At 39.9% G+C, this 18,928-nt stretch carries 16 protein-coding genes and 1 riboswitch; of the genes, 1 reads left to right on the top strand and 15 read right to left on the bottom strand.

Going from position 1 to position 18,928, the window contains the following annotated elements:
* Nucleotides 1-51: 51 nt before the first annotated feature.
* The 11 genes from LC090_RS06675 to LC090_RS06625 all read right to left on the bottom strand — a co-directional run bounded on the left by LC090_RS06675 (nt 52) and on the right by LC090_RS06625 (nt 11,984).
* Nucleotides 52-1,137: a GerMN domain-containing protein gene (locus LC090_RS06675; protein WP_226656458.1), complete on the bottom strand. Its 1,086-nt coding sequence runs from the start codon at nt 1,135-1,137 to the stop codon at nt 52-54.
* Nucleotides 1,138-1,430: 293 nt separating this feature from the next.
* Nucleotides 1,431-2,234, bottom strand: a complete 804-nt coding sequence (racE, locus tag LC090_RS06670) for a glutamate racemase (protein WP_226656628.1) — start codon at nt 2,232-2,234, stop codon at nt 1,431-1,433.
* 21 nt (nt 2,235-2,255) lie between these two features.
* Entirely contained in the window at nt 2,256-2,708 is a 453-nt protein-coding gene (locus tag LC090_RS06665) for a MarR family winged helix-turn-helix transcriptional regulator (RefSeq protein WP_226656457.1), read from the bottom strand.
* 213 nt (nt 2,709-2,921) lie between these two features.
* Complete coding sequence (ptsP, locus tag LC090_RS06660; RefSeq protein ID WP_226656456.1) at nt 2,922-4,649, bottom strand: phosphoenolpyruvate--protein phosphotransferase; 1,728 nt, start codon at nt 4,647-4,649, stop codon at nt 2,922-2,924.
* Nucleotides 4,649-4,915 (bottom strand): phosphocarrier protein HPr, encoded by a 267-nt coding sequence (locus LC090_RS06655; protein ID WP_098444446.1) that lies wholly within the window; start codon nt 4,913-4,915, stop codon nt 4,649-4,651. Before LC090_RS06655 ends, ptsP begins: the two co-directional genes overlap by 1 nt.
* A gap of 30 nt (nt 4,916-4,945) precedes the next feature.
* Entirely contained in the window at nt 4,946-6,982 is a 2,037-nt protein-coding gene (gene ptsG / locus LC090_RS06650; protein WP_226656455.1) for a glucose-specific PTS transporter subunit IIBC, read from the bottom strand.
* A 164-nt stretch (nt 6,983-7,146) separates the two neighbouring features.
* Nucleotides 7,147-7,986, bottom strand: coding sequence for a glucose PTS transporter transcription antiterminator GlcT (gene glcT / locus LC090_RS06645; RefSeq protein WP_226656454.1), 840 nt, complete (start codon nt 7,984-7,986; stop codon nt 7,147-7,149).
* Nucleotides 7,987-8,324: 338 nt separating this feature from the next.
* Nucleotides 8,325-8,552 carry a helix-turn-helix domain-containing protein gene (locus LC090_RS06640; protein WP_369810531.1) on the bottom strand — a complete coding sequence of 76 codons (228 nt, stop codon included), beginning with the start codon at nt 8,550-8,552 and terminating at the stop codon, nt 8,325-8,327.
* A 226-nt stretch (nt 8,553-8,778) separates the two neighbouring features.
* Nucleotides 8,779-9,537: a succinate dehydrogenase iron-sulfur subunit gene (gene sdhB, locus LC090_RS06635; protein ID WP_226656626.1), complete on the bottom strand. Its 759-nt coding sequence runs from the start codon at nt 9,535-9,537 to the stop codon at nt 8,779-8,781.
* On the bottom strand, nt 9,537-11,300 hold the full coding sequence (sdhA, locus tag LC090_RS06630) for a succinate dehydrogenase flavoprotein subunit (protein ID WP_226656452.1): 1,764 nt from the start codon (nt 11,298-11,300) through the stop codon (nt 9,537-9,539). The genes sdhB and sdhA overlap by 1 nt, the downstream gene beginning before the upstream one ends.
* Nucleotides 11,301-11,375: 75 nt before the next feature.
* On the bottom strand, nt 11,376-11,984 hold the full coding sequence (locus LC090_RS06625) for a succinate dehydrogenase cytochrome b558 subunit (RefSeq protein WP_159783591.1): 609 nt from the start codon (nt 11,982-11,984) through the stop codon (nt 11,376-11,378).
* 306 nt (nt 11,985-12,290) lie between these two features.
* Here LC090_RS06625 and LC090_RS06620 point away from each other — a divergent pair, with 306 nt between their 5' ends.
* A complete protein-coding gene (locus LC090_RS06620) occupies nt 12,291-12,734 on the top strand; it encodes a YslB family protein (RefSeq protein ID WP_226656451.1) in 444 nt (147 codons plus the stop codon).
* A 31-nt stretch (nt 12,735-12,765) separates the two neighbouring features.
* On the opposite strand, the gene LC090_RS06615 is transcribed toward LC090_RS06620, so the two are convergent.
* The 4 genes from LC090_RS06615 to LC090_RS06600 all read right to left on the bottom strand — a co-directional run bounded on the left by LC090_RS06615 (nt 12,766) and on the right by LC090_RS06600 (nt 18,908).
* A complete protein-coding gene (locus LC090_RS06615) occupies nt 12,766-14,001 on the bottom strand; it encodes an aspartate kinase (protein ID WP_226656450.1) in 1,236 nt (411 codons plus the stop codon).
* A 225-nt stretch (nt 14,002-14,226) separates the two neighbouring features.
* Nucleotides 14,227-14,415, bottom strand: a riboswitch (Lysine riboswitch).
* Between the two features lie 79 nt (nt 14,416-14,494).
* Nucleotides 14,495-16,276: an excinuclease ABC subunit UvrC gene (gene uvrC / locus LC090_RS06610; protein ID WP_226656449.1), complete on the bottom strand. Its 1,782-nt coding sequence runs from the start codon at nt 16,274-16,276 to the stop codon at nt 14,495-14,497.
* Nucleotides 16,277-16,352: 76 nt separating this feature from the next.
* On the bottom strand, nt 16,353-17,852 hold the full coding sequence (locus LC090_RS06605) for a hypothetical protein (RefSeq protein WP_226656448.1): 1,500 nt from the start codon (nt 17,850-17,852) through the stop codon (nt 16,353-16,355).
* Between the two features lie 114 nt (nt 17,853-17,966).
* On the bottom strand, nt 17,967-18,908 hold the full coding sequence (locus LC090_RS06600) for an FTR1 family iron permease (RefSeq protein WP_226656447.1): 942 nt from the start codon (nt 18,906-18,908) through the stop codon (nt 17,967-17,969).
* Nucleotides 18,909-18,928: the final 20 nt, after the last annotated feature.

Below are 18,928 nucleotides of genomic sequence, written 5' to 3'. Positions count from 1 at the left end.
AACATGGAAAAGAGGCAGTTTCCCTGCCTCTACATCCTATCATATTCTATTTTAAAAACCCACTTTGTTAACGTCTTCTGGCCTTGAAACGGGTTCGCTCAATGCGTTCCCAGATTCATCCATTACTTCAGGATGACCATCCACTGTTATAGCTACTTCATTGATATCTGTTTGCTCAGTTAACGAAAGGACAAGGCTATTTAACAGATCTTGCTGCAAAACCATTTCTTCTGATCCAGTTAAAATGGCTTCATTGAAGTCAAGTGTTAATAATCCGTCCTCTTCATTTGCGCCAAGTAATTTGATATCTTTCGAAAACTGACTAAATAATCCAGATTGAACAGGCGGGCCTTCCATCAAGCCTTTTAATACGCCTCTTACATCGTTGGATACGCCTTCCATTCGCTTTGTTACCGGCACATAATAAGAATAGTCTTCGTTTTGAGCCATGAAGTAAACCGTAATATCTTCGCTGTTGGAGACGTCTACAACATTACCCATTTCGTGATTGATTCCGTTAGCTCGGCTCACACTTTCACCAATAGGGGTACCATTAACGGGCATTTCTGACTGATCGTAGCCATTGATTTGAATTTTCACTTTCTTGACGCCATCAAATTGAGTAAGCGTCCATGTGACAGCTTCAAGAATTTGTTTTTCATTTTCAGCGGCATAGTCTTTAAATTCGTTTGAAAAATCCACAACTAATGTCTCATCCACCTGGTCAATTCCCTGAACCACCGTTCCTGCAGGTAAAACAGCTTTAAACCCATTCGGAAGCATCTCTGTAACGGGACCGTCAATCACCAGGTATTCAAGTGCCTGTTTTGCAGCACTTTCTACTGCCGGAAGCTGAAAACTCTGAGGTACCACCATTCCGTTTGCATCAAGTAGATAAAGTTGCCGCGTTGTCATTCCACTTGCTTCTTCAGACGGTTCGTCTCCTGTCGCCTCTTCTACCTCCCCTTCCTTAGTTGCACCAGTCTCCTTATCCTGCATTTGCTCCCCGTCCTTGACATAATCAACTTTTGGAGGATCAATTTCCTTCAATGACTTCTCAAAACCGAAACCACAGCCAGATATTGTTAATATACATGAAAGCAACAATAGCGCGAATCCAATTCCGCGTAAACGCATAGCTATCCCTCCCCGGATGGTTTGTACTACCATTTATACGAGTTATATTTTAATTTATACCTTCTCGATGACAATAACTTGTATGCCTTTCATGTCATAAGAAAAATAATTGCGGTACTACTCAATTTCAGGGTAATGAACCTGACTCCTAATATGTGCCCTTTCATCAATCCATCCTATATATAAAGGCAACGCTAGCTGTTATTGATTTCTAGGTGTTTAGCTCGTTCAAGTAAAACATGCATACCCTTCATGAATAGAGCCATAAAAAAAGAACTCTAACCCAAAAAGGATTAGAGTTCGATACGCTTGACATTTTTCACAGGATAATCTAGCCAGTGACTTGCGATTCTTGTGAAATTATCAATCGATCCTGTTGTTAAAAATGTGTGAGAAGGGCGATGATCCCCAGTATATAAAAGCGAGCTATACTCTAGGATACCACTCACTTCATAGGCCGTCTCATCTCCAGAACAAATAATCGCTGTCTTTTCTCCCATCACTGATTGGATAACTGGTTCTAATAAAGGGTAATGAGTACAACCTAAAATTAACGTATCAATCCCTTTATTTAGTAAAGGAGATAGCGTATTTCTAACAGTCTGATAGGTTTCTTCACTTGAGAGATTGCCCGTTTCGACAAGTGGAACAAAAGGCGGACAAGCAAGACTTTCAACCTTAACATCATCATCGATCGCTTTAAGTGAATATTCATACGCTCTGCTCTTAATTGTACCTGCCGTGCCAATGACCCCAATGTATTTACTCGTTGTTTCTTTAAGAGCACTTCTTGCACCGGGATGGATTACACCTCTAACTGGTATATTAAGTTCATCCTGAATTTCCTTCAACACTACGGCTGTGGCTGTATTACAAGCGATAATGAGCATCTTAATTTGATATTCTTCTAAAAGATAATTGGTCATTTCCCACGTAAACTGTTTCACTTCAGACGCAGATCTAGGTCCGTATGGGCACCTTGCTGTATCTCCTAAATAAACAATTTCTTCCTTTGGTAATTGACGCATTATTTCGCGAGCTACCGTTAAACCGCCAACTCCAGAATCAATAACCCCAATTGGTTTTTTCAAAACAATTCGCCTCTCTACTTACCGGTCCTATTCGTTCTTTTTCATTTCGTCATAAAGCAAATGCAAACTTTCTTCCAATGCTTTTACTTGATCACCTGAAAATGTCTGAGTAATCTTTTCCAAATAGACCTGTCTTTTATGAATAACCTTTTTGATAATGTCATTTCCCTTATCAAGTATATGAATTCGTACAACGCGACGATCATGTGGGTCTTTCACTCGTTTTACTAAATCCGTCTTTTCCATTCGATCGACTAAATCCGTTGTTGTACTACAAGCAAGGTACATCTTATTTGATAGCTCGCCAATGGTTAAGTCCCCATATTCAGAAAGCCATTGGAGTGCCATAAATTGAGGAGGGGTAATGGAAAATTCACTTAAAAGTTCGCGTCCATTTTGTTTAATGATTCCAGCCACCATTCGAAGTGATTTCTCTATATCAACAATTGAAGCTGGTTCTCTCGTTAATTCTTCAGACATCTAGTCTCCCCCTTATGGTATCTTATAATCTATTTTGATTGTAAGCGACTTGAAATGCAAGAAGAGTGTATGATTTATTATGCAAGTTACAACCATTTACTAACACATCCAGATTTCCCTGTCACGATTCGAAACATTTCAGAATCAAAAATCTCACGATCCGCCATTATGATTCGACTTTCGATTATAAACGAAAAAAAGAGCTATAGTTTCCTATAGCTCTTCCGTTGCGAAATGTTCTTGTACGTAAGCAATCACTTCTTCATTTGTTGCTAGTGAAAGAATATGATCAATATGCGAAGAAATCTCTTCTTTTGATAGCTTCGTCATTTGACTTCTAGCAGGCAAGATTGACGTTGCACTCATGCTAAATTCATCAAGACCAAGTCCAAGAAGGATCGGAATCGCGATTTGATCTCCTGCCATTTCTCCACACATACCGGCCCACTTGCCTTCTTTATGAGCTGCATCAATAACCATTTTCACAAGTCTAAGAATAGCGGGGTTATATGGTTGGTACAGGTAAGATACTTTTTGATTCATACGGTCAGCAGCCATCGTATATTGAATAAGATCATTTGTTCCAACACTAAAGAAATCAACTTCCTTAGCAAATACGTCCGCCATAGCAGCAGTTGCTGGAATCTCAACCATCATACCAATTTCGATATCTTCTGAAACTTGAGTACCTTCCCCAATTAGCTCCTCTTTAACAGAAAGAAGCATCTCTTTCGCCTCACGGAATTCACCAACAGTGGCGATCATAGGGAACATTACTTTCAAGTTTCCGAAAACACTAGCCCGTAAAAGTGCGCGAAGTTGCGTACGGAAAATCTCTGTTTCTTCCAGGCAAAGACGAATCGCACGGAACCCAAGGAAAGGATTCATTTCTTTTGGAAGATTTAAGTATGGTAGCTCTTTGTCTCCACCGATATCAAGCGTACGGATGACAACTGGCTTACCGTCCATTTTCTCAAGAACCTCTTTATAAGCGTTGAATTGTTCTTCTTCTGATGGCAATTCATTACGTCCCATATAAAGGAACTCAGTACGGTAAAGACCAACACCCTCTCCGCCGTTTTCAAGAACCCCTTTAACATCTTCAGGTGTTCCGATATTTGCTGCAAGCTCAACATGTTTTTCATCTTTTGTTGTTGTAGGCTCATTAACAAGCTTAGCCCACTCTTGCTTTTTGGCTTCGAAGTGTTCTTTTTTCTTCGTATATTGTGCGATTTCTTCATCAGAAGGATCAACAATCACATTACCATCGATTCCATCAATGATCACAATCTTACCTTCAACATCTTCAGAAGTAATTGTTTTCGTTCCAACCACAGCTGGAATTTCCATTGACCGAGCCATGATGGCAGAGTGAGATGTTCTACCGCCAATATCTGTTGCAAACCCTTTAACAAACTGCTTATTTAATTGCGCAGTGTCAGAAGGTGTTAGATCTTCAGCTAAGACAATCACTTCATCTGTAATTGCTCCAGGAGAAGTAAACGTCACGCCTAGCAAATGAGCAAGTACGCGTTTTGATACGTCACGAATATCAGCAGCACGTTCTTTCATGTACTCGTTATCCATGTTTTCAAACATGCTAATAAACATATTTGACACGTCACTCATTGCACTTTCAGCATTTACTTTTTCGTTGTTTACTTTATCTTTAACCGCATTTAACAACTCTGGATCAGATAAAACGAGAAGATGAGCAGCGAATATCGCTGCTTTATCTTCTCCGAGCTGTTCATTGGCGTGGTTTTTAATTACTTCGAGTTCTTCTTTGGCACGATGAACGGACGCTTCAAAACGTTCGATTTCAGCACCTGCATCAGAAATTGAAGTTTGTTCAATTTCAAGAGCCGGGTTTTCAAGTACGAACGCTTTCGCAATAGCTATTCCCGCAGAAGCGCCAATTCCAGTCAGCTGGTTAGACATTACTTGCCTAGACCTTCGTTTTCCATAACTTCAGTTAGTCCTGCAATCGCCTCATCAGCATCTGATCCTTCTGCTTTGATTGTGATTTCAGAGTTTTGTTGAATACCAAGGCTCATAACACCCATAATGGATTTCAAGTTAACAGACTTCCCGTTATAATCAAGTGTTACGTCAGAGCTATATTGACCTGCTTTGTTTACTAGTGCAGTTGCGGGACGAGCGTGGATACCTGATTCGCTTGTTACTGTGAAATTTTTCTCTGCCATTTTTAATTCCCTCTTTCAATTGTTATTTTTTTATTTAGATATTGTAATAATATCTTTGTCTTCCCGAGAAACAGTACCTTCTTTTGAAAGGTCAATCGTTTCTCCCTCTTCAAGGTTTGTGAACACAATAGGCGTAATGGTTGAAGTTGCATTTTCTTTAATATAAGGAAGATCGACTTTCATAAGCTTTTGTCCCTGCTTAATGTCATCGCCTTCGCTGATAAACACCTCGAACCCTTCACCTTTGAGGTTAACTGTATCAATTCCAACATGAATGAGAATTTCACGACCATTAACTGACTCAATTCCAATTGCGTGCTTTGTTGGGAACACATTCATTATTTTGCCATCAACTGGTGCGACAATCAAGCCATCAGTCGGTTCAATCGCAAAACCGTCACCCATCATCTTACCAGAGAATACCTGATCGGGCACTTCTGTGATTGGCATGATTTTTCCTTCTATAGGAGCAATAAGGTGATCTTCTCCTTTGACAACAGAAGGTTTTTCAGATTGTTCTTCTTTCTTCTGATCTTGAAGTGGTTTTGGCGTTTTTCCACTCATAATATCTCTGATCTGTCCCTTCAACCCATCGGACTGTGTACCAAAGATTGCCTGAATGTTATTCCCTACTTCCATAACACCTGATGCTCCAAGACGTTTCAATCGTTTCTTATCCACTTCGCCTTTATCTGAAACAGAAACACGAAGTCGTGTAATACAAGCATCTAGACTTGTAATATTGCTTTCACCGCCGAGAGCTTGAAGCACATTATAAGCAAGAGCCGTATTTTCCTGACCGTCGTCAGCAATTTCATCTTCTTCATCTTCTTCGCGTCCTGGCGTCATTAAGTTAAACTTGCGGATCGCAAAACGGAAGCCGAAGTAGTAGATTAAAGCAAACACTAATCCTACTGGAATAACGAGCCACCATGCTGTTCTTCCTTGTAGAACTCCGAATAGAAGGAAGTCAATGACACCACCAGAGAAAGTCATCCCAATTTTAACATCTAGCAATGCCATAGTCATAAAGGAAAGTCCTGCAAAAATCGCATGAATTCCGAAAAGAACTGGCGCAACAAATAGGAATGAGAATTCAAGTGGTTCTGTAATACCCGTTAAGAAAGATGTTAACGCAGCGGATCCCATAATACCAGCCACAACCGCTTTCTTTTCTGGTCTAGCTTCATGATACATAGCAAGTGCTGCTGCAGGAAGTCCAAACATCATAAACGGGAATTTACCAGTCATGAACGTACCAGCTGTAAGTTCAGCACCATCTTTTAATTGTTCAAAGAAAATCTTTTGATCTCCTCGGATAATTTCACCAGCAGCGTTTGTATACTGTCCAAACTCAAACCAGAATGGTGAGTAGAAGATATGGTGAAGTCCAAATGGAATCAATGAACGTTCAATGACACCGAATACAAATGCTGCGAGAGCAGGATTGGCATCAAGCATATTGTGTGAAAAAGCATTTAGACCTGATTGTACAGGTGGCCAAACAAAGATCATAATCACACCAAGAATCAGTGATGAAACCGCCGTAGCGATTGGAACAAAACGTTTCCCAGCAAAGAAGCCAAGATATTGAGGAAGTTGAATATTATAATACCGTTTATACATATAGGAGGCAAGAATACCGACGATAATTCCTCCAAATACCCCTGTTTGAAGGGTAGGTATACCTAATACATTAGCATATGATGCGCTTTCAGCAACTTGATCAGCAGAAACGCCTTCAAGTACACCCATCGTAATATTCATAACAAGGAAGCCGACAATTGCCGCAATACCAGCAACCCCGTCTCCATCAGATAAACCAATTGCTACACCGACCGCGAATAGGAGCGCAAGGTTAGCAAATACTATCCCACCAGACTCTTCCATAACAGTAGCAAGTAATTGGAACCATTCTGCAGACATGAATGGTAATTTTTCTAGCAATGTTGGGTTTTGAAAAGCGTTACCAAACCCAAGTAGCAGACCAGCAGCAGGTAAAATCGCCACTGGAAGCATTAACGCTTTACCAACACGTTGTAAAACCCCGAAAGCTTGTTTAAACATTTGTTTTCCTCCTTTTATTTTCCCCCTAAGAATTTACATATAAAAAAGGCATGAGTGATGGTATGACAATTGTATCAGGATATACTATACCCCAATTCAATATTGTCATTCCGGTTTCACTCATGCCTGATCGTATCAGTAACACGTTACCGTTAAGTATAAAATTATTTAGGAGAAAGCCTTTGCAAGTGCATTGTTAAGTAGACTGCTTCTGCATCAGGAAAATTCGTACGAAGTTCCTTTTGCATTATTTTAATCAACTTCCATGAAAGATTATAACACATTGGATATTCTTCTTTCAATACTTTTTCTAAACGTTCGTGTGCTTCAACCGGCTGGTTTGATTCACTTCGTTCAATCGCATGTCTGAGATGACGCACAAGTCTTAAATAATCAACCCCCGTACGATCAATTTCGATGTGAAGGGACTCTTCAATGACATTGACAAGTCGATTCATTAAAGCCGAATATTTGTTGAGTTCCCCTACACTACGATTTGTTATAGCGCTATGAATATGCAACGCAACAAATCCAATCTCTCCATCAGGAAGTGCCACATCTAATTTATGATTAATATGCTGAATGACTTCTTCAGCAATCGTATATTCTTTTGGATACATGGTCTGTGTTTCCACTAGAAAAGGATTCTTCACATCTAACCCCTGACTAAGACGTTTAATTGCAAATGACAGGTGGTCTGTTAATGAGACATGAATATGCTCATCTAGTTCTGCATTTAATTTATCACTAATTAAAGAGATTGTATCATTCATAATGCCAATAAATGATTCTGGAACATGAGGAAGCAACAACTTATATTGTTCCTGTTCATGTTTATCTATAAGAACAAAATACTTGTCCACTCTAGATTCATCGAGTCTTTCACCCTGTTTCTGATTAAAGCCGATGCCTTTTCCAGTTAAGATCACTTCATTATTTTGCTCAGATATGGCAATCACGACGTTGTTATTCAGAATTTTTTTGATTTCAAATCCACCATTCATGTTCAAGTTCCCCTCATTAAACCGGTTTCATTTGTGATTATGAACGTACTAATGATAGTAAATTACCAGGTTTACGTCAATGAGAAAACGTTCCAATCGACCACCTTCCCTCCATATTAACCGTTTTAGGATCATTTTTCACCATTATCGCTCAAATTTCTTTTACATTATTAGTGAGTGGGTTTCTTCATTTACGATAACACGTCACAAAATTTCTCTTTCATAGCATTTGTTCGATACTGAAACTCTTTTATATACACAATGGTGATGGTGTTATTCTAAAATACCATCGAAACCGATAACAAAAGGAAAAAACCGGCTTTACTAAGCCGGCTTAGCTAAATTTCTAACTCTCCCAGTCGAAGCAATTCAACAACAGCCTGAGAACGCCCCTTTACTCCAAGCTTTTGCATCGTGTTCGAAATGTGGTTCCGAACTGTTTTTTCACTTATAAACAGTTCTTCTGCGATTTCTCTTGTTGTTTTGTCTTGAACAAGCAGTTCGAAAACTTCTCTTTCTCTTTTGGTTAATAGTGGCTTTGGTCGGTAGTGGTTCCCTTTCAACATTCCACCCTCCTCGATAGGGCAACAAAGCTACTTCAACTGAAATCATATAGTCCATACAATATATGAAATTCTGTCATACGTGTTACATCCATTCACATTTCTATCTAAAACAATTGTAGGCAAACAATCTGACAAGCTTCGTTCTTGTTCATCATTTCCTGAGAAATATCGTATGAGTTCCTTCTAGAATTTTACACAAAAAAAGACCCCCATAAGGGGATCTTTTCTAGTGATCACTTCCAAAGAAGTTTTTAAATGTTTGAAGTGAGGTTGCACGATTCATCGCAGCAATCGAAGTGGTTAATGGAATACCTTTCGGACACGATTGTACACAGTTTTGTGAGTTTCCACAGTTTGCAAGTCCTCCATCTCCCATTAAACCTTCAAGGCGCTCTTCTTTATTCATGGCACCTGTAGGATGGGCATTAAAAAGTCGCACTTGAGATACAGCTGCTGGACCGATAAACTCTGATCGGCTGTTTACGTTCGGACACGATTCCAGGCAAACACCACATGTCATACATTTAGACAGTTCATAAGCCCACTGTCGTTTGTTCTCTGGCATTCTAGGTCCCGGTCCAAGATCATACGTTCCATCAATCGGAATCCACGCTTTTACTTTCTTAAGCGCATCAAACATTCTGCTACGATCTACTGCCAAATCTCGAACTACAGGGAATGTTGTCATTGGAGCCAAACTAATCGGCTGTTCAAGTTGGTCCAACAAAGCCGTACAGGATTGACGTGGTTTCCCATTAATCACCATTGAACAAGCTCCACAGACTTCTTCAAGACAACCCATTTCCCAAATAACCGGCGTTGTTTTTTCACCTTTCGCATTAACAGGGTTACGACGAATTTCCATGAGTGCAGAAATGACGTTCATGTTCTGGCGATATGGAATCGTAAATGTTTCTTCATATGGTGCGGACTCAGGTCCATCCTGCCTTTTTATTTTAAGAGTAACGGTTTTCTTTTCACTCATCATTTATTCCCCGCTTTCTTCTTAGAATAATCACGTTTACGAGGTTTAATTAATGATGTATCAACTTCTTCATAGTAGAACTCTGGTTTGTTGTTAACTGCATCGTATTTTGCCATCGTAGTTTTTAGGAATTCTTCATCATTACGCTCAGGGAATTCAGGTTTATAATGCGCACCGCGACTTTCATTACGATTTAAGGCCCCAATTGTAATCACTCTTGCCAACTGCAGCATGTTAGATAATTGGCGAGTAAATGAAGCCCCCTGATTACTCCACTTGGATGTATCATTAATATTAATGTTCTCGTAACGCTCCATCAACTCTTGGATTTTCTCATCTGTTTCCTTTAGCTTGTCATTGTTTCTTACAACTGTAACGTTAGCAGTCATCCATTCGCCAAGCTCTTTATGAATTTGGTAGGCATTTTCTGTTCCATCCATCTTCATAATTGCATCTTGTTTTGCCTGCTCTTCTTGCTGATGCTTCTCAAATAGAGTAGAAGAGAGGTCTTCCACAGTAGATTCTAATCCATTAATGTAGTCAACTGCATTTGGTCCTGCAACCATGCCACCATAAATAGAAGATAAAAGAGAGTTTGCTCCTAGACGGTTACCACCATGTTGAGAGTAATCACACTCTCCAGCTGCAAACAAGCCTGGAATATTCGTCTGCTGATTAAAATCAACCCATAGCCCACCCATTGAATAATGAACGGCAGGGAAAATTTTCATAGGTACTTTGCGTGGATCATCACCCATGAACTTTTCATAGATTTCAATAATTCCACCAAGTTTAACATCAAGCTCTTTTGAATCTTTGTGAGAAAGATCAAGGTATACCATGTTTTCTCCATTGATGCCAAGCTTCTGACTAACACATACATCAAAAATCTCTCTAGTCGCGATATCTCGCGGTACAAGATTCCCATATGCCGGGTATTTCTCTTCAAGGAAGTACCATGGCTTACCGTCTTTATAAGTCCATACACGTCCACCTTCACCACGTGCCGATTCACTCATGAGGCGAAGCTTATCATCTCCAGGAATGGCGGTTGGATGAATTTGAATAAATTCTCCATTTGAATAAATGGCTCCCTGCTGATAGAGGGCACCTGCAGCAGATCCCGTATTAATGACAGAGTTTGTACTCTTACCAAAGATAATACCAGGTCCACCTGTTGCCATAATAACCGCATCAGCTTCAAAGCTTCGAATTTCAGAAGTGGTTAGATTTTCACCAACTACACCTCGACAAACACCTTCATCATCAAGAATAGCTGATAAGAATTCCCAGCCTTCATACTTCGTTACAAGGCCTGCTACTTCATGGCGACGAACTTGCTCATCAAGCGCATATAGAAGTTGTTGACCAGTTGTTGCACCTGCAAATGCAGTACGGTGGTGCTGTGTACCACCAAAGCGTCTAAAATCAAGCAGACCTTCAGGTGTACGGTTGAACATAACACCCATACGATCCATTAAGTGAATAATACCAGGTGCAGCATCACACATCGCTTTTACTGGAGGCTGATTTGCAAGGAAGTCTCCTCCATAAACCGTGTCATCAAAATGTTCCCAGGGAGAGTCACCTTCCCCTTTTGTATTAACAGCCCCATTAATTCCACCCTGTGCACATACAGAGTGAGATCGTTTAACTGGAACGATGGAAAGTAGATCCACATTCATTCCAGCTTCAGCAGCTTTGATGGTTGCCATCAATCCTGCCAGGCCGCCTCCAACTATTACTAATTTACCTTTACTCATAAGAACGGTTCCCCCTTAAATGCTGGCTCTGTCTGAAAGATTATGTATCAGACGTGGTGAAGACAGTTCACTTTCTTAAACAAATGCAAATAATGCGCGCATTCCTACAACTGAAAGTGCAACGAAAATAATCATTGTGACATATGTCATCGCACGCTGTGATTTTGGTGTCACAGTGAAGCCCCAGCTTACGAAGAATGACCATAGTCCATTGGCGAAGTGGAAGACAGTACCCAATACACCGACAATGTAAAAGATCATCATTGCTGGATTTGATAAGATGTCAGCCATCATTTGGAAGTTCACTTCTGCTCCCATAGCGGCCTGTAACCTCGTTTGCCAGACGTGCCACGTAACAAAGATTAATACGATCACGCCTGAGATCCGCTGCAAGTAAAACATCCAGTTACGTAGATAGCCATAACGGCTTACGTTATTTTTGGATTGAAATGCGATATAAACACCATAAATCGCATGAAATAAGAGCGGTAAGAAAATGACGAAAATTTCAAGCAGGTACCTGTAAGGAAGGCTCTCCATAAAGTGCGCTGCATCATTAAATGCTTCGGGCCCTCTTGTTGCAAAATAGTTAACTGTTAAATGCTGAGTAACATAGAGTCCGAGTGGAATTACTCCTAGAAGCGAATGCAATTTTCGGCTTACAAAGTCTCGACTTGCGGCCATGTTTTGTGTGTCCCCCTTTTAAGTTGTTAAGCTACCATCTGCCAGTGCATTTTTTCTACTAAAGAAGTCTTTGCATGCACAGAAATCATCGCTTTCTGTCGATTATATTGTGACATACCCATTGTACTCCCATCATTTAGGACCGTCAAGAAAACGCGTACATTTAGACTTTTCAAAATTGGTTTGCAAGACTTGCATTTCTAATGATTGAATACGCTTCCTTTGTTGTAAATTCTATCAATTGTGCTATGGAGGATTTTACGTTTAAACGTTATAATTATTTAGTAGAAAAGCTGGGAGGAATTTATGTTTAAGAAGCGTACTAACTCGATTGATTATAGTCATGAACTAGAAACAACTGCTTTTGGGTATGAATTCTACAGAGAAATTCTTATTCCAGAACTTCTCGGGAGTGAGCAACCTGCTGTTTTATATTGGACTGGCAAGGAAATGGCCAGACAGTTTCCACTCTCCAGTCGAGAAGAGATCGAAGAATTTTTTCAACGTGCTGGTTGGGGCAAATTGTCGATTGTACAAGAAAAAAAGAATGAAGTCACATTTGACCTTCATTCAAACCTGATCACAGAACGTAAGAAAACAAGCCGTATTGGCTGTTATCAGCTAGAAGCAGGCTTTCTTGCTGAACAATATCAAAATATGCTTCAGTGCATTGCTGAAGCATATGAAACCGATAAGAAGAATGACATTCAATTTACCGTGAAATGGGACCCCAAAGATCAAATTAAGTAGAAAGGAGACCACGCAGTGGTCTCCTTTTCAATTACATTTGATTAACTGGTGTTCTTTCATCCAGTTGAAATTTGTCATGTAGCGACTCAATCGCATAAATCATTTTTTCTTCCGGTACGATGGTAGACACTTTAATTTCCGATGTACTAACCATCTTCATTTCAATTCCATGCTCAGCGAGAACTTCAAACATCTGGGCAGCGACACCTGGATTAGAAATCATACCAGATCCCACGATGGAAACTTTAGCTAACTCTGATTCATGATAGATATGTTCATATGGAAGCTTTACCTTAATACGACGAAGTACATCTAGCGTTAACTCAAGTGACGCTGTTTCAATTGAAAATGAAATACTCGTTGTATTCTTTTCCCCAGTACTTTGAATAATGACATCGACATTAATGCCGTTCGCGGCAAGTGATGAGAATAGAGACGGGAGAGTAGTGATTTCATTTGGTAAGCCTGAAATCGTTATTTTTGTGACATTACTTTCAAAAGCAAGACCTCTAACTACTAAATTTTGTTCCATTGATACGACCTCCTCAATAAGCGTTCCTGGTTCGTTTGTAAAGCTTGAGCGTACTTCAAGCAGGATATTGTAGTTTTTTGCAAACTCAACTGCTCTCGGATGCAAGACACCAGCACCAAGATTGGCTAGTTCAAGCATTTCATCATATGAAATCGTCGAAAGCTTTCTTGCACCTTTCACATAGCGAGGATCGGTCGTATATACGCCATCTACATCTGTATAAATTTCACAGCGATCCGCTTTAAGTGCGGCTGCAATTGCGACAGCTGTTGTATCGGAGCCACCGCGTCCTAGTGTTGCAATATCAAAGGTATCAGTCAGCCCCTGAAATCCTGCAACAATCACAATTTTCCCTTCAGCAAGGTGTTGGTTCATCCGCGATGCATCTATATCAAGAATCCTTGCATTACCATGAAGCGTCTCTGTCTTAATTCCTGCTTGCCACCCTGTTAATGAAATAGCGTCGTATCCCTCTTCATTTAAAGCCATTGATAAAAGGGCAGTCGTCACCTGTTCTCCAGTCGTAAGAAGCATATCAAGCTCTCTTGCAGATGGTTTAGCAGTAATTCCTTTGGATAACCCCACAAGTTCGTCCGTTGTTTTCCCCATTGCGGATACAACTGCCACAACCTCGTCTCCATTATTGACTGCTTCTATTAGTCTTTTGGAAACATTTTTGATTTTTTCTACATCTCCAACAGACGTACCTCCGAATTTCAATACACGTAGTCCCACTCTCTCCATCCTTTCTTTCATACAGCTTGGTTATCCTTATGCGTTTTAATCGCACCTTACTCATACTCACGAATTTAAGAGTCGAAATGGATAAAACATCGCACGTTAACAATAAAGCGATGCTTCCTATACTTTAATCACGTAATACCAATATTAAAGTATAAAAAAACAACAATGAGAAAGACCTCACTGTTGTTTTCATAACAAATCCAAGAAAACGTCCCTTTGTGAGATAGTTCTCCATCCAATTCCCGGGGAGGTACTGGATGACAGCTCTGCACCTATTCAATACAGATCCAGTTTCAGACGGATAAGCGTCTTTCCACTTCGGCAAATTCCCCTTTCAACTACGATCGACGAGTCTTAACACTCTCCCGCAAGTTTACTAATGGTTTTTGCGCCTCTACCATCACTTCAACTTTCGAAGTGTGGAACTATTAAATTTCACTCATTATAACGAACTTAAGTAAATGCCGCAAGATGTTCTTACAAATTAATTTGATTGATTTTCAAATCGGGCTACGACTTCCTGCGCGACATTCATTGGTAACCCCGCGTTGTAAAGGTCCTCCGCACTCGCTTCTTTCATCTTTTTAATGGATCCAAAATGATTTAGTAGCTTCTTTTTTCTTTTCTCACCGATTCCCGGGATATCGTCTAGGCTAGATTTAAGCATTGATTTTCCCCTAAGTTGTCGATGAAACGTAATCGCGAATCGGTGAACTTCATCCTGAATCCGCTGTAAAAGATAAAATTCCTGGCTATTTCTTGGTAAGAATACGCCTTGTGGAGGATCACCAATAAGAAGGTGAGACGTTTTATGTTTCTCATCTTTCGTAAGAGAACAAACAGGGATATCGAGACCAAGTTCATTTTCAAGAACGTCCTTCGCTGCCTGAATTTGAGCAATTCCACCATCAATAATAATTAAGTCGGGAAGTGGACCGCTTTCCTTTAACATTCTCGAATATCTTCTCCTAACCACTTCTTTCATTGAGCCAACATCATTTGGCCCATCGACCGTTTTTATTTTATATTTTCGATATTCATTTTTCTTTGGTTTACCGTCAAGAAAAACAACCATTGCCGAGACAGGATTTGTTCCCTGAATATTCGAGTTATCGAAAGCTTCAATTCGAAGTGGTGCGTCAATGCCTAGCTGATCACCTAAGTTTTCTACGGCATCAATGGTTCTTTTCTCGTCACGTTCAATTAATGAGAATTTTTCATTAAGGGCGATGCTCGCATTTTTCATCGTCAACTCAACGAGTTCTTTCTTCTTACCACGCTTCGGCTGAAGCACAGGGATTTGAAGAAGTTCTTCTACCATTTGCGCATTCACCTGTTGAGGAAGCAAAACCTCTTTCGGTTTAGGGTGATTTTGCTGAAGGTAAAATTGACCAATATAGGTTAAGAAATCTTCTTCAGCATCGTTATAGAAAGGAAATAGTGAAACATCTCTTTCGATTAACTTCCCCTGTCTTACGAAGAAAACCTGAACACACATCCAGCCTTTATCAAAACTGTAGCCGAATATATCTCGATCAATGCCATCATTGGATTGGATTTTCTGAACTTCCATTACTTTATCGATATGAAACATCAAATCCCGGAATTCTTTTGCTCGCTCAAAATCCATATTTTCAGATGCTAGCATCATTTTTCGTTCGATGTCTTCTTTTACTTCTTGATGGCCACCATTTAAAAATCGGGTTATTCCATCAATCATCTCTTTATTTTGTTCCTTCGTTATGTCATTTACGCAAGGGGCAAGACATTGTCCAATATGATAGTAAAGACAAACTCGATCAGGCATCTTTCGACATTTTCGTAACGGATAGAGGCGGTCTAATAATTTCTTCGTAGCACTAGCCGCATAAGCGTTAGGATATGGACCAAAATACTTTCCTTTGTCTTTTTTAATTTTGCGTGTCGTGATTAATCGGGGTTGTTCTTCAGCGGTTATTTTAATATAAGGATAGCTTTTGTCATCTTTAAGCATGACATTATATTTCGGGTCATGCTTTTTTATTAAGTTTAGCTCTAGAATAAGTGCTTCAAGGTCTGTTGATGTGACAATATATTCAAAATCCCGAATCTCGCTTACTAGGCGCTGGGTTTTTCCATCATGCGATCCACTAAAATACGAACGCACTCTATTTTTTAACACTTTCGCTTTCCCGACATATATAATTGTTCCCTGGCGATCTTTCATTAAGTAACAACCAGGTTGATCAGGAAGGATCGCTAGCTTATTTTTTAGATGTTGTTCCATGTTGACTCACCTCTTTACTCCCTTTCAAGGCGTATCTATGTTCCCCTTTTATTGTAACACAACCACTCTTTTCTGATTACTTTAGAAACTCGTATAGCACAATATCATGATAAACAGGATCAAATAGTGGAGAGGAGTGAAAGGTTTGGATTTGTTGTATTTGATCTCGAATGGCTACTCCCTGACTTTCAAACCCTTCAACTACTTGCTCGGTTAAAAACACGCGATGATCATCATAATAGTTAATATCTGCGAGAAATGTTGAGTAAGTGAAGACTTGTTCATGTTCAAACGGTACGCGGTTATAAGACATTACCCTTGTTTCTTCCCAAGTATACACAATAAGCGGTTCATTCTTTTCTTCAAGGTAGTCGATTAACTGATAAACAGCTGCTGGATTGTTCGCTTTACTGATCGTTGTATAAGAATACGTTGATTGCACACTGATTACGACAATTAACAACCAAACTATTCTGTTCGACACATCCCTTTGTTTATTTAATCCAAACCATAGAAACCCAAGCAAAAACATTCCTGGAAGCGGAAGAATGTGGCGGGGCTTATCGATATTCTGTGCAAATAAAGCCCATAGAAAATAACTAAAAACCATGCTAGCAAATGCCCATCCAAACCATGAAACCTCTTTACTCCACATTCGTCTTTTCATTCGTTTTGTTATGAGGTAGACAGCGAGCATCAAAAGCGATAGCAATACGAAGAGGTGTTGGCCCCCAAGCCCTGTCCACACAATATTATTTAGAAAAAAATGAGATAGACGGTCTAAAAAGGAAGTCGATGCGGAAACAGCAGTTCCTCCCCATTCTTCAAAGTGACCTTCAGAGAAGCCAAAAGCGAGCTGAAGAAAAGCAGCGACCCCTCCTTCCGAAGCAGCAAGACCCCCGACCCATATTAACTGAAAAGCTGCAGCCAGTAGCACTTGCTGGATCAGAAAAGAGAGATACTCTTTTGCTGTGTAATTCTTTTTTCGGTGAATCAAGAGCAACACGAGACCAATCCCAAACGGCAAATACGATAATCGTATCCCCAGTAATAAACTAAAGAAAAACGAAGAAATGACGACCCAAACAGCTGAATGTTTCGTAAAAGCTTTTTGTAAACTCCACAAATACCACCAGAGTATACCAACCGCTGAAGCTTCACTCATCGGTTGAACGGTTAGCACATTTATAAACACCATAGATTGCATAAGAGCAACTGCTACAATGCTGAATGTCTTTGATAGAAACGATCGACTTATTTTAAACATTGGGTATATGGCAAGTAACATTAGAAGCGAATTCCATGTTGCAAGAGCCTGAGCCGGGTTTGAAATCCACTCATTTAGCCAAATACCTCCAAGAATGAAATAAGGATATCCAGGAAAATGCGGTTGCATTGCAAATAAATCAAAACGATTTAGGGCTAGAGTAAAATCAACCTGATCCCAGGAACGCGGGTACTCGATTGCATAGATGAATCTACACCAAACTATCAAAATTAAGCTAATGAGCGACACAATCCATGCCAAAATAGACAAACCATTACGTTCCTGAGGATTATTAGAAGATCGATTCATTTTGTATCATCCTTTTCATTTTCAAAAGAGGGGCCGAAATTGCACACGTACTATTTGCTTACTAATGAAGAAAAAAAGCACAAGACGATTCAATCCGCCTTGTACTTAATGAGCTTATTTTACTGCAGTTTCTTTCATCTCGTTCGTTGCTTTAAAGACGCCTTTATTATTAGGTTCTTTTACTTCTGCTTTTACAGGCTCTTTCTGATGATTCACGAGCAAGTAGATCACAGCGAAATAACCGACGTATGCGATAATTTCTTCGATTGAAGGCATAGATGAATACCCAAACAATGCTTTAAAGAAAATACCGATATCACCTGAGAGCAATGGGGCTACCCCATGATCTCGAACATAATGGGCATAGTCGATCGGATGCTCTGGTAAAAACCACGTTAAATCGTACACGTGAGGCATGACGCTGCCGATTAATTTAATATCTTGCATCATGGAGATTCCCTGTACAAATAACCCACCGGCAATAAGAACAATGAAAATGCCAGTAATTTTAAAGAAGGATTTAAGTGGAATACGCATCGTACCTTTAAAGAAGAAGTACGAAACAGCGGAAGCAATTAAAATCCCGGTAATTGCGCCCCATCCTTGAAAGCCTTTCCCAATATCGCCACCTGTAATAGCCGCAAAGAAGAAAACTGTTTCCACACCTTCTCGAAGAACAACTAAGAAAGAATGAATCACCATACCAATAACATTACCTGTCGTAATATATTCCGTCATCTTCCCCTCGGTTTTGCCTTTAAGGTTTCGACTATGTGAAGCCATCCAAAATACCATTTGCGTTAATAGAACAGCTGAGATAAGCATAATGGAAATTTTCAGATAGATCTCGCTTCCCATTGCAGCGAATCCTGTGAAAACAACCTGAAACAGCATGGCAACGCCGACGCTTGCTACAACTGCAAGACCAGCCCCTAACCAGACAAACTTGTTATACTGGCACTGTCCCATTCGTTTCATATAGGTTGTTATGATTCCAATAATGAGAAGTGCTTCAAGTACTTCTCTGAACATGATCAGTAATGCCTGAATTTCCATTAAACTTTCCCCTTTCTACA

Source organism: Guptibacillus hwajinpoensis (assembly GCF_020524165.1).
Lineage (GTDB): Bacteria > Bacillota > Bacilli > Bacillales > Guptibacillaceae > Guptibacillus > Guptibacillus hwajinpoensis_D.
Note: the sequence above shows the minus strand (reverse complement) of the source record. Positions and strands in the feature narration are given on the sequence as shown.